Here is a 12,197-nt window from a genome sequence, read left to right on the forward strand (position 1 = left end):
TGATAACGCCATTTAGAGGATGCTTCAAAAATGGTCTACACTTAACTATTGGCCTCCTATCTTGCGCTTAGCACTTACATAAATGGAATATACGTGAAATCGATTTTATTAATAGACGACGATAAGGACTTTACTGAGGTAGCTGCTCATATCATTGAGTTCCTCGGGCATATTGTGTCGATAGCTCATTCTGTTGAAGACGCCAAAGAGTGGATAGACAACAACGAATACGACCATGTTTTTATTGATTTTATGTTGCCCGACGGCAGTGGGTTACACATTTTTGAACACCTCTCAAAGAAGGCCTCACGCCTTCCCAAATGCACATTTATTACCGGAAATCCAAAGATAAAAACAGCGATTGGCAGCATTGCTGGGCCTAGCGTCGACTATCTTATGAAACCAATAGAGCGCGAAGATATTGAGCGGGCCTTGCAAAAGAAAAAAGCGCCATTAAAAGCAGGTAGTAAAAAGTCAGTAACAAAGGGTGTAGTTCAAGCTCAGTCTGACATAGCCATGGGACAGCCCAAACGATACTTTGATTGCTTGGTGGGTGAGTCTGCGCCTATGCAAAAGCTATATAAGATGATAGAGCGGGTTGCTCGTAGCTCTGCAAACGTAATGTTAATGGGGGAAAGCGGCGTAGGAAAGGAGCTAGTTGCGCAGGCTGTTCATAACGCAAGTGATAACCAAGGCGATCTTATTACGACGAACTGCGGTGGCATGTCGAAAGAGCTCATAGGTAGTGAATTATTTGGGCATGAAAAAGGGGCCTTTACTGGGGCGATCGGTCAGAAGAAAGGCGTTTTTGAGCGTGCACAAGATGGTACTTTGTTTCTTGATGAAGTTACTGAAATGCCCATAGATATGCAGCCTAACTTATTGAGAGTGCTAGAAACTAAGCGCTTGAATAGAGTTGGGGGCACACAAGAAATCCCTGTTAACTGCAGAGTAGTGAGCGCGACAAACCGAAAACTAGACGAGATTGCAAAAGAAAATATTTTACGTGAAGACATCTACTTTCGTCTTGCCGTTTTCCCGATAGACATTCCTCCCTTGCGAGAGCGAAAACAAGATATTCCGCTTCTAGTGGCGACATTCTTGCAACACTTAAATGCCGAACATGGTGAAGCATATGCTATCACCGATGCCCAGCTACATCGTTTAACCCAACATGATTGGCCCGGAAACGTTAGGGAGCTAAGGCATACTCTGCATCGTGCCTTCATCATGGCTGAGCCCGGCGGTAAAACAATCGAATTGCCAGATTCTTTTGCCTCGCCTTTCTCTCAAGCCAGCCATAGTCACGACAACGGCAAGGCACTGGAGGCAGGAAAAACCATTGAAGAAGTCGAGAAGGCGCTAATATTTGCGACGCTCGATGAAGTAGATGGAAATAAGACTAGTGCTGCAGAAATGCTAGGCATATCTACCAAGACTTTGTATAACAGGTTGAATGCGTACGGAGAAAGCGTATGAGCAAATATCAAAAAGAGTTACACGATATTCGCAAACCCCTCAACACCATTAGCATGCAAGCTGAGCTTATTAGAATGTTAATTGAACCACTGTCGAACTCTGGTCTGCCTAATGAAAAATTAGATACGGCAGCATTAAAGATTATCGCGGCAGCAAAAGAGTGCAGTGAGCAATTACAAGATTTGTTTGAAGAGATAAATAATGACCAATCAAATCAATCTCACTGAGGGAAAAAGTTCAGGCTCCACGTGGTGGTTTATCCTCGTGGTATTCTTGCTATTAGCTGGTGTTAATAGTTATTTGAGTCGGGCTACGATACTCGAATTGTCGGATTTACAGTCGGAAATCAGAAAGTCGACTAAAATCGTTAATCTGCTGCAACAATTGCATGTACAGGTTCTTACGGTGGAGTCGGGGCAGCGCGGCTTCTTACTTACTGAAGACAGTCCCTACTTGCAGCACTATAACAAATCGATTACCAATATTGATCAAGTTACCAAACAGTTAATTGCGCTTGAGTCATCTGACGATTCTCAGAAAGCGCTAATTAAAGAACTGATTGAACTTGTTAATCTGAAGCTCGCAGAAATGCAAAGAGCCGTGCGTAAGGCTAAACAACAGGATTTATCGCAAGCTATTGAGATTGTCGAGTCTGATAAAGGTTTGCAATTGTATCGCGAAGTACATGCAATTATTCAACGCTTGAAAGCAAAGGAACAACAGATATCAGAGCGCCAGATACTAGAACTTGAAATGGTGAGCAATGATTCTGAGCGTAATTTAGTTATTTCGTTGTTTACCACCTTAATATTGGTGTTCGGGCTCTTCTTGTTGGTGAGGGTAAACCTAAAAAACCAACACCTTAGACAGCAAGAAATAGAGAGTCAAAACAAGCGTTTACATGCTGCAGTAGAAGAGCGTACTCAGGAGCTTTCACTCTATTCTGAAGAGCTTAGTAGAAGCAATCGCGAGCTTGAAGATTTTGCCTTTGTTGCCTCTCATGATTTGCAAGAGCCGCTGCGGAAAATCATGGCTTTCGGTGACAGGCTAGAGTCGCAGTCCGATGCATTGTCTGAAAAGCAAGTCGACTACCTGAAGCGTATGCGAAGCGCGGCAGCTAGAATGAGTAAGTTGATAAGCGATCTACTAGAATTTTCCAGAGTAAATACTAAGGGTAAAGATTTTCAGACTGTTGACTTACAGCTTGTTGTTAACGATTGCCTTGATGACTTAAACGTTCTAATTGAAGAATCTGGGGTTGAGCTTAGTATTGATTCACTACCGTCAATATCGGCAGATCCCACACAAATGCAACAGCTATTTTTCAATCTACTGGCGAATGCAATAAAGTTTTCACAGCATAATCAGCAAGCTCTAGTGGGGTTAAGCGTAACTAAGGTTGAGCAACCTGCTGAAGTTGACATTGATGGCCTAAGCGACTGGCTTCAATTCAGAATTAGCGACAACGGCATTGGCTTTGACCCTGAACATGCGGAAAAGATATTTGCTCCTTTTCAGCGTTTACATTCGAGAACCGAATTCAAAGGTACCGGTATTGGCTTGGCAATATGCCGTCGCATTGTAGAGCGCCATAATGGATACATTCATGCGTCAGCTAAACCAGGTGAGGGTGCGGTAATCACTGTAGTTTTGCCGGCTATCAATTTTCTTAACAGTGTTAAGCGAACATAAAGGACAAGAGCTATGTCATTACATACAAAAACCAATGAGCCGAATCTAATATTGATGGCTGATGATGATGAGGATGACCGGATGTTAGCCAAAGATGCAATGGAAGCGGCCGGTGCAAGCTATAGTTGTCATACGGTCGCCGATGGGCAAGAGCTTTTGGATTATTTGCGTTGCGAAGGCCAATATCGCGACAAAGCGCCAACAGATCTACCCAGCGTGATCCTGCTGGATTTAAATATGCCCATACTCGATGGTAGGCAAACACTGAAGCAGCTCAAGGCCGACACTAGGCTGTCGAGTATACCTGTTGTGATATTATCAACCAGTGCCGAAAGCGATGACATCAACGAAGGTTATTGCTTGGGAGCTTCTTCATACATGGTTAAACCTACCGAGTTTTCAACGATGGTAAATATGATGAAGCAGTTTAATGATTTCTGGTTTGAGTGTGCATCTGTTCCCTCTTTTGTTCGCCACTAAGAGTCAAAACCATGACCGTTCTTAAAAGCATTCTTATTATTGATGACGACGAAGACGATTGCTTTTTGATCGAAGAGCGTATTCGAGATGTTTTTGGCGATGATTGCGAGTTTTTGACTTGCTACCACAAGGCCGAGGCAGTTGAGCTGCTAAAAGAACGCAGTTTTTATCTTTGCATACTTGATTATCGCTTAGCCGGTTATGAGGGCATCGAAGTGCTGGAGGAAGTTGCCAGTGCTGAATTGGCTACTCCCATCATTATGCTTACGGGTCAAGACGACAGAAGTATTGCTGAGCGCGCGATAAAAAATGGTGCACAAGATTTTGTGATGAAATCGGCCATTGACGATGACGTATTCGAAAAGTCGGTGCAATATGCGGTTACGCGTAAAGCATTAGAGTTTGCCCGCAGCTTAGGAAAAAAGAAGGAAGCGCAGAGCGTCGCCAAAGATAAGTTCATCGCTCATCTAAGCCACGAATTGCGCACACCTCTAACCTCAATTTTGGGCTATACCTCCTTATTACTCGACAATACCGAAGCAGAGAAATTTCACAAAGAGTTGAGCATTATTTCGAACAACGGTAAGCATTTACTTAATCTGTTAAATGATGTACTCGACTTATCAAAGATCGCTGCGAATAAGTTTGAGTTGAAAGAGCAAGGCATTGATTTAGAGCAGACGCTAATAGAGCTACAAGCTTTAGTGTCTATGAATGCTATCGAAAAAGGCCTTTCACTCAATTTTCATTGCCTAACAAAGCTGCCAAAACGAATTATTATCGACGATATGCGCTTTCGACAGGTATTGCTGAACCTTCTTGGAAATGCAATTAAATTCACAGATAAAGGAAAAGTAAGTGCTTGCTTTTCTTACTTCGCCACTCCTGAACCAAGACTGGAAATCAAGGTAAAAGATACTGGAATAGGTATGCTTCCCGACCAAACTAAAGATATCTTTTCGCCTTTCACACAAGTTGAAGATGTGGCAAACAGAAAAGCTGGAGGTGCCGGTTTAGGGCTGTCTATTTCGTCTGAAATTATAAAACACATGAAGGGTACGCTGACAGTTGAATCACGCTTGGGGGAGGGCTCCGAATTCACCTTACGTGTGCCCTGTCGTATCGCTAACAATAATCCGGAAAATAGCGACAGTACCCTGCTTGATTTTAACCTTCATCAGGGAGTGAGTGTAAATAACGAAGCCTTAGCGCCTCAGCTTGAAGGAAAGGTGCTAATAGTCGATGACGTGCTAGAAATAAGGCAACTAGCTGGGTTATTCCTCAAAGAAACAGGGCTTGACTTAGCTTTTGCGAGTAACGGAGCCGACGCGCTTCAAAAAATACAAGATGCAGCATCAACTGACGCTGCCAGCGCCTTCGATATTGTGCTAATGGACCTACATATGCCGATAATGACTGGCATTGAGGCGACTGCGCAACTGAAAGAAAAACACCCTAAACTCATGATTGTTGCGATGACTGCCGCAATCGAGAAGGGAATGCAAAAAAGCCTGATGGATAAGGGCTTTGACGGTCTACTATCAAAGCCCCTAAATAAAGCAATAATGTGGGAGCTACTCAAAGACTTAATAGCCAAACAGCGAGCCGCGGCAAGCAAGCACACTAGCTTAGTACATCTAGTTGAAGATGATGAAGACAACGCGGCGATTATGCGAATGATGTTAGAGCAACTTGAGTGTGATGTTGTTATTAGCAGCCATGCTGCCGCAGCTCTTGCAGTAGTAAAAGAGAGGCCTGATATCACTCACCACCTATTGGACCTTGGTTTGCCCGACTTATCCGGTGTCAACTTCCTAAACGCTTTCTTTGAATATCCAGTGGCCGGAGAGGTGAGCATTTTGAGTGGCGACCAACCAGATGATCGCATACTTACCACCTATCCAATTTCCAATCACTTTGTAAAACCAACTAGTAAAGCTGACTTAGCTAAATGGTTGGGCTAGGCCTACTTCTAGTACCCCGAAAATTCTACTTATACCCTGTAATTCTTACATGAATAACTTCATACTTTTCTAGTATGCTAAATAAATGTCAATAAAATCATGTGTTTAATATTGGCATGAACTTCGCTTCAGTTAAGTGATGTTTATATTATCTACCCCAACCAAGGAGAAATACATGAAACACACACTATTATCTGTTGCCCTAATGACTGCTTTATTTTCAACAACAGCAGCCGCTGAAAACAAGTGGGAAAAAGAGGCGAAGGACGCTTGGATTGATGGCAAAGCCGAAGCCACTATTTTATTTAATGGCAACCTAGATTCCTTCGATATAAATACCGACGTGAACAATGGCATCGTTACTTTAACGGGGAAGGTTGATAACAGTATCGAGAAAGAACTAGCCGAAGAACTAATTCTAGGTATCGATGGGGTAAGCGACGTTGTTAATCGCCTATCTGTTGTCGGTACGCAATTAGAAGAGAGTGCAGATGTAGCCGGCTCTTTCACCGACGCTAAAATCTCTACGGTGATCACAAGTCGCTTGCTCTTTGACTCGGAAGTAAGTGGCACGTCGATCGACGTCGATGTTGACAATAAAGTAGTGACTCTAAACGGAACGGTAGCTAGTTCGAGCGAACGAGACTTAGCCGTGACTATCGCGGAAAATACTGATGATGTAGAAGAAGTCAAAAGTATGCTCAAGGTCGAAAGCGAATAGTTAACTAACTTAGGCTGGGAGTGCTGCGTAGCCACGCGGCACTCCTTTTCGTGTAACGCCGAAAACTCAAGCAAAGCGATTTTAACAGAGAGGTATTTATGTCAGTGGTTATCACCAACGCGTTCGATCACAGAATAGCGGCAGTATATGATGAAAGAGAAAAAATAGAAGAGGCGAGATCGTTACTTAAAAAGCGCTTCAACTTGGATGAAAAAAATATAAAAATACTCAAGCCAAATGAAAGCTCAGTATCGGCGAAACTAGAAGGTGAAAGTGCAGCCATTGGTAAACAAATGATCTCAGATCATTTCCTCTATGCCTTTGCTAGCTTTGTATTTGGTATGTTAGTAGCTGTATTACTCGTAGGTTTCGGACCAGCCATGTTTTCAAATAACCCCTTGTTCACATTCGTTGCGCTTATCAGCCCAGGTATTTTCATGGGCGTTTTTTATGCAGGAATGAGGAGCCTTAAGCCAGAGAGAGATACCATCAATCAAGCAGCCTTGAAAGCCAATAACGAGAATAATTGGACTCTACTCATCGACGTTGAAGCAGTCAATGTGTCAAAGCAAAAGATAGTTGACGAAATAAAGCAAACGAAGGCTTTGGCGATGAGTGCCTAAACACGATCAATAAGGTTGCATGCAGAATGCTGATTTCAGTTTTTGCGCCGTTTTCAATATCCTGATCATTTTGGGAGAGACTTAGCCTTTCACTTTTTGAAAATTAATGGTAAAACGAGCGCAGCAAAACAGATGACAAGGAAAGTTGCATGCATCACAGTCGCACGGAAAGTCGAAAAAAGTTCACAGAGTTAAACCATCAAGCTGAGTTAGAATTTAAAGCCAACCCAGAAAAATATAAGCGAAAAATACTATTTTTGGGCCTGCTAGGTTATGGCATTATTGCTTTGTTGTTTGTGCTCGCTCTGGGCACTCTTGCAGGCCTTGTATGGTTGTGTACCTTTGGCCTTGCTGCACTTATTATTTTGGTCAAAACAAAGCTTATCTTCTTGATCGCACCAGCCGCGTGGCTTGTTCTTAAATCAGTTTGGGTGAAAGTATCGGCACCGCAAGGCTATGAACTCAGCCGTCGCGATTATCCTCTATTACACGAACAAGTACGACAGCTTTCAAAAGAACTAAACACTGCCAACATCCATAGAATCATAATGGTGCCTGAGTTGAATGCGGGCATTGCTCAAACACCTCGCTTGGGCATTTTTGGGTGGCAGAAAAACACCCTGTGCTTGGGTTTAGAATTGCTTATGACACTGAGTGTGGAAGAATGCAAAGCCGTTATAGCGCATGAAATGGGGCATTTGAGTGCATCGCATAGCCGCTTCAATAATTGGGTGTATCGTGTGCGCCTAATATGGCATCGAATCGACAGTAGTCTTCAACAAAACGACAGTATCGTTACTAAGCCTCTTAGGACTTTCTTTGCTTGGTATTCGCTTCATTTCGCTGGCTACTCTTTCGCCTTGGCGCGATTTAACGAATATGAAGCTGACGCAGCTGCCGCAAGTGTTGAAAGCAAACGAGCACTTGCAAGCGCGTTAGGACTAACGGAAGCTATGGCTACCGCAATGGAAAAACAGTTCTGGGCTCAAATTTGGCAACAGGCGAATACCGAGGAGAAAGCACCTAGTGACATTTACGAACAACTTTATGCATTTATTCTGAATTACCGTCAGAGCCTAGATGAGAGAGACCTTCTTGCAAACATGAACACAAAAACTAGCGCAGAAGATACCCATCCATGCTTAAAGGACCGGCTATCAGCCCTTGGTTTTGATTCGCCCATTATTCTTAAGTCCGATGCCGAGGCTAATGCGGCTAAACAGTTTTTGGGTGACAACTTGAGCGTATTAGTCGAGATCTACAACAAAGAATGGGAGCAAAGTGTTTCCGACGATTGGCAAGCACATCATAAGTACGGGAAAGAAATTAAAGCAGAGGCCTCGAGCATTGATATAAGTGACATATCAAACATTGGCCTGGAAGAAGCCCATTTGTGGTTAAATGCCAATAGCCAGTTTAATCAGGGAGAGCTGCAACTAGCAACACTTGAGCAGCTTCAAGCCAAGTTTCCTGATGACAATGCGCTGCGGCTGCACCTCGCTAAACATCTACAAAATAGCAATATTGAAGCTGCAGAAACCCTTTATGTGGATATGTTGGACGATTTTGGCTGCAGAGAAGTGGCACTAGGTGAACTGATAGCGATAAGTGAAGGTCTTCAAAAAACTGAGGCTTTGGAACAATGGCGAACACAATTAGAGGCTCACTACGATCATTGTGACAAGCTTGATGCCAAGTGGAGTACCATCGACAAACACGACTCTGTGCTTGCTCCTGAGTTTGACGCCCAAGAAGTGGCATTTTTACAAAGCGCTCTTGAAAACCAAAAGAATGTAAAAGCGTTTTGGATCGCAAAACGCGAGCTTCCTCAAGAAATTACCACGGCAGCCTATATCGTATTTATTCAAACCAAAGGTTTTATGGTGAACGAATCGAAGGTGGTGAACGCACTCACTGAGACTCTGGGCGCGAAGTTCGCAGTCTTTGTGATCGATAAAGACTTTCAGCACAAGAGTATTATTAAACGCACGAAGAAGCTTGGTATGCATTTTAGTTAACTAAACAAATACTACTGCATGCCCGAGCGGCTAATTGTCCACAATGAGAAACACTAATGATGAAAACGATTGCCCCAGCGCTTATTCTTATTGTAGCTTGCATTTTATTGGTGTACGCAGCTATTCAATTTTTCAAACAACGCGAGTTTTTAGCTAATGCCTCTACTGCAGAGGGTACTTTCATTGGTTATGAATACACCAGCTCAACAGACTTCGATGCTTTAAAAGACGTTAAAATGGCATCGAGTACCTTTCCCAAATTTGAGTTTACTACCATAACGGGTGAACTTATACAGTTTGAAAGCAGCACTAGTGTGCACAACCCTAGCCAAGGCGTGACCGTGATTTATTCAGCTGATAATCCAAAAAATGCGCAAGTCCTGTCTTTCTTTTCTACGTATGGATGGATTGCGGCCTTAGCGGGTCTTGGCGGCATCTTATTGATTGTTGCCGGGGTTTTACGTTTAATGTTGTAATAGTTAAATAGGTGGCCAAATTAACTATGCCACTTCAACTCACTGATTACCGCCAATACTGGTAGAGCCCCGCCGGTTTTCAAAACCGTGCAAACCTCAATAATTGACGACTACACCATCCAACGAGATTTTGACTTTGGCGCATAAGTTACAAAAAAACGAGAGCTTGAACATGCAATATGTTGAGGCAAGAACTTCCATATATCTCATTTCGAATTTCAGTATCAAAGGTCAGTTCATTTACTTATCTTGACAACAACTCATTTCATATTTTCTTCAAAACACCTATCAGGAAAACGTAAAACTGGACTCAAATACAGCTGTCACTATGTCTAGCGTATTACGTTAATATTTCTTATACTTGGATATGATCACTGCTGCAAAACAATCCGAAGCACATGACTTTATTCTGAGTCTAAGTGATGCAAAAAGGGCGCACAGGTTATGATGCCCATGTAGGTGAGCGAGGTGTGAAACTCTCTGGCGGGCAAAGACAACGTATCGCCATTGCTCGGGTGATGTTAAAAGATGCACCCATTTTGATATTAGATGAAGCAACATCCGCGCTTGATTCAGAAGTAGAGGCGGCGATTCAGCAGTGTTTGGACAAGATTATGGAAGATAAAACAGTGTTAGCAATTGCCCACCGTTTGTCTACCATTGCTCAAATGGATCGGCTCTTAGTGCTGGATCAAGGTAAGGTTGTCGAAGCTGGAAGTCACCAAGAGCTCATTGCTCTGGATGGCATTTATGCGAAACTTTGGGCACACCAAACAGGCGGCTTTATCGGAGTCGATTAGAGCAAGCACTGGAAAGCGAGTCAGATGAGTGTGACGAGGTGAAATCAGTCTTGAATTTCATATTGCGATAAAAACATGGATACAGAAGAGCTGACTAATTTGTCCACTGTTTTCTCATCGGGATAGCAAGCGTAGCCAATTATTTGAGGCCAAAACGCGACAGATTTAAGCATGCCATAAAACTGTTTGGATGCAATGTCTACGTCAGAAATGTTCAAACGTTTGGCGCTTATCGCTTCTTTTAGCCACAGTACTAATCCACTCTCCGCTTCCCCCATTTGTTCAACTGCAGCTTCAACTGCACCAGGGGTGTGAAAGCATTCAGCAAAAATTAAGCGCGAAACACTGATAAAAGAAGGTGTCTTCAATAATACCATTTCTTGGTACGCTATGTCACTTAGCTGGTCATTGAGAGTCTTACTGCTTTGATATTCATAGCTTGTGGCAGCGAGGCCTTGCTTCCACATAATATTGGTGATTTCACGAAACAAAGCGTCTTTACTAGGAAAGTGATTATACACCGTTCGCTTGGATACCTCTGCTGTCTTCGCTATATGATCCATACTCGTTTTTTGAAAGCCTAAGCGATCAAATTCAGCAATCGCTGCATTGACAATATCTGCGCGCTTCTTATCAGTTAAGGTTTGTTTGACAGCCACGAAACGTCTCTTCTCATTAGATTATTATTTATCTTGTCGTCTTTCTCACCTGTACCATTTTACACTCAGTAGTTTACTTTTCAATTTACTTCTTTATTTTTATGTGTAAACTACACCGTATAGTTTACATTTTAGATAAGTAATACTATTTTTGAATAGAAGTGCAGCCGCCAATTGGGAGATCTTTAGATATGGTTAGAAAAGGAGTTTATGGCGCATTAATAACGTTAATTTTAGTGATTGTGTTCATGATCACTTACTCACTTTGGGTGCTAGGAAAAGAGGCAATGACAGGTTCTATCGATACGAAGCGTGCAATAAATAGCCATTACAACAATGGCCGTTTTGAAAATGAAGATAAAAGGGTGAAGCAAGACTTCTCGAAATTGGGCAGTATTCTCAAACGATATCTATTTAAAAAACGCATTGAACCAGTTCCAAAAAGCGTACCCGTAGTACCAATTGATCACGCTACTCTCAATGAAACACAAGATCATATTTATAGACTGGGGCACTCTTCATTGCTATTGAACTTGTCACAAAGCATTTGGTTAATTGACCCAGTGTTCTCAGATAGAGCGTCACCATTTTCATGGACAGGCCCAAAGCGCTTTCACGAAGTTCCGCTCGACTTGGGCCCGATTCCGTCAATCACTGGTGTTATCATTTCTCACGATCATTATGACCATTTGGATAAACAAACGATCAAAATGCTCAGTGACAAAACAGAGTATTTTGTGGTTCCTCTTGGTCTTGAGTCCCATTTGATAAAATGGGGAGTGCCTAGGTATAAAATCTATTCATTAGATTGGTGGGAAAATATTAACCTACAAAATTTAAGCATAACAGCCACGCCATCCCAGCACTTTTCTGGTCGTGGTTTGCAAGATGGTAATAAAACGCTGTGGGCATCATTCGTAATAAATACGCCAAAACATAAACTTTTCTATAGTGGTGACAGCGGTTATTTTGAGGGCTTCAAAGAAATTGGCAAACGATTTGGACCGTTTGATCTAACCTTGATTGAAACCGGTGCTTACGACAAAGATTGGCCTGATATTCATATGTTTCCTGAAGAAAGTGTGCAAGCCCACATCGATTTAAACGGAAAAGTGTTAATGCCAGTGCACAACGGAACATTCGATCTTGCCTTGCATCCTTGGTATGAGCCCTTTGAGCGGCTTTTGACCTCTGCCGAATCTCAAGGTGTCCTTACTTCAATACCCAAGATGGGAGAAGCCGTTCCTTTGTCAAACCCAGAGAAAGCCTTTACGTGGAGATAAAT

The 12,197-nt window shown here is 42.6% G+C and carries 11 protein-coding genes and 1 pseudogene; 11 read left to right on the forward strand and 1 reads right to left on the reverse strand.

Annotated elements, in window-relative coordinates; translation table 11 throughout:
* The first annotated feature begins 93 nt into the window (after positions 1–93).
* The 10 genes and pseudogenes from ISG33_RS08420 to ISG33_RS08465 all read left to right on the forward strand — a co-directional run.
* Entirely contained in the window at positions 94–1,479 is a 1,386-nt protein-coding gene (locus ISG33_RS08420; RefSeq protein WP_195733168.1) for a sigma-54-dependent transcriptional regulator, read from the forward strand.
* Complete coding sequence (locus ISG33_RS08425; RefSeq protein WP_195733169.1) at positions 1,476–1,706, forward strand: histidine kinase dimerization/phospho-acceptor domain-containing protein; 231 nt, start codon at positions 1,476–1,478, stop codon at positions 1,704–1,706. The genes ISG33_RS08420 and ISG33_RS08425 overlap by 4 nt, the downstream gene beginning before the upstream one ends.
* Positions 1,681–3,171, forward strand: coding sequence for a sensor histidine kinase (locus ISG33_RS08430; protein WP_195733170.1), 1,491 nt, complete (start codon positions 1,681–1,683; stop codon positions 3,169–3,171). Before ISG33_RS08425 ends, ISG33_RS08430 begins: the two co-directional genes overlap by 26 nt.
* Positions 3,172–3,183: 12 nt before the next feature.
* Entirely contained in the window at positions 3,184–3,651 is a 468-nt protein-coding gene (locus tag ISG33_RS08435; RefSeq protein ID WP_195733171.1) for a response regulator, read from the forward strand.
* 11 nt (positions 3,652–3,662) lie between these two features.
* Positions 3,663–5,615 carry a response regulator gene (locus tag ISG33_RS08440; protein ID WP_195733172.1) on the forward strand — a complete coding sequence of 651 codons (1,953 nt, stop codon included), beginning with the start codon at positions 3,663–3,665 and terminating at the stop codon, positions 5,613–5,615.
* Between the two features lie 175 nt (positions 5,616–5,790).
* Positions 5,791–6,336 carry a BON domain-containing protein gene (locus tag ISG33_RS08445; RefSeq protein ID WP_195733173.1) on the forward strand — a complete coding sequence of 182 codons (546 nt, stop codon included), beginning with the start codon at positions 5,791–5,793 and terminating at the stop codon, positions 6,334–6,336.
* A gap of 98 nt (positions 6,337–6,434) precedes the next feature.
* The gene (locus ISG33_RS08450) at positions 6,435–6,959 is read left to right on the forward strand and encodes a hypothetical protein (RefSeq protein ID WP_195733174.1); all 525 of its coding nucleotides are present in this window, start codon (positions 6,435–6,437) and stop codon (positions 6,957–6,959) included.
* Between the two features lie 149 nt (positions 6,960–7,108).
* A complete protein-coding gene (locus ISG33_RS08455; RefSeq protein WP_195733175.1) occupies positions 7,109–8,977 on the forward strand; it encodes a M48 family metallopeptidase in 1,869 nt (622 codons plus the stop codon).
* A 56-nt stretch (positions 8,978–9,033) separates the two neighbouring features.
* Complete coding sequence (locus ISG33_RS08460) at positions 9,034–9,453, forward strand: DUF3592 domain-containing protein (RefSeq protein ID WP_195733176.1); 420 nt, start codon at positions 9,034–9,036, stop codon at positions 9,451–9,453.
* A gap of 364 nt (positions 9,454–9,817) precedes the next feature.
* Positions 9,818–10,253, forward strand: a pseudogene (locus ISG33_RS08465) (ATP-binding cassette domain-containing protein); the annotation flags it as partial.
* A gap of 44 nt (positions 10,254–10,297) precedes the next feature.
* On the opposite strand, the gene ISG33_RS08470 reads toward ISG33_RS08465, so the two are convergent.
* Entirely contained in the window at positions 10,298–10,912 is a 615-nt protein-coding gene (locus tag ISG33_RS08470) for a TetR/AcrR family transcriptional regulator (protein ID WP_195733177.1), read from the reverse strand.
* A gap of 191 nt (positions 10,913–11,103) precedes the next feature.
* Between ISG33_RS08470 and ISG33_RS08475 the strand changes: the two genes are divergently transcribed.
* A complete protein-coding gene (locus ISG33_RS08475; protein WP_229333510.1) occupies positions 11,104–12,195 on the forward strand; it encodes an MBL fold metallo-hydrolase in 1,092 nt (363 codons plus the stop codon).
* Positions 12,196–12,197: the final 2 nt, after the last annotated feature.

The organism is Marinibium conchae, from assembly GCF_015595035.1.
Lineage (GTDB): Bacteria > Pseudomonadota > Gammaproteobacteria > Enterobacterales > Alteromonadaceae > Glaciecola.

What these genes read in the sequence shown, in the direction of transcription:
- ISG33_RS08425 (WP_195733169.1), top strand. Translation starts at nt 1,476, where the DNA reads ATGAGCAAATATCAAAAAGAGTTACACGATATTCGCAAACCCCTCAAC.
- ISG33_RS08430 (WP_195733170.1), top strand. Translation starts at nt 1,681, where the DNA reads ATGACCAATCAAATCAATCTCACTGAGGGAAAAAGTTCAGGCTCCACG.
- ISG33_RS08435 (WP_195733171.1), top strand. Translation starts at nt 3,184, where the DNA reads ATGTCATTACATACAAAAACCAATGAGCCGAATCTAATATTGATGGCT.
- ISG33_RS08440 (WP_195733172.1), top strand. Translation starts at nt 3,663, where the DNA reads ATGACCGTTCTTAAAAGCATTCTTATTATTGATGACGACGAAGACGAT.
- ISG33_RS08445 (WP_195733173.1), top strand. Translation starts at nt 5,791, where the DNA reads ATGAAACACACACTATTATCTGTTGCCCTAATGACTGCTTTATTTTCA.
- ISG33_RS08450 (WP_195733174.1), top strand. Translation starts at nt 6,435, where the DNA reads ATGTCAGTGGTTATCACCAACGCGTTCGATCACAGAATAGCGGCAGTA.
- ISG33_RS08455 (WP_195733175.1), top strand. Translation starts at nt 7,109, where the DNA reads ATGCATCACAGTCGCACGGAAAGTCGAAAAAAGTTCACAGAGTTAAAC.
- ISG33_RS08460 (WP_195733176.1), top strand. Translation starts at nt 9,034, where the DNA reads ATGATGAAAACGATTGCCCCAGCGCTTATTCTTATTGTAGCTTGCATT.
- ISG33_RS08475 (WP_229333510.1), top strand. Translation starts at nt 11,104, where the DNA reads ATGGTTAGAAAAGGAGTTTATGGCGCATTAATAACGTTAATTTTAGTG.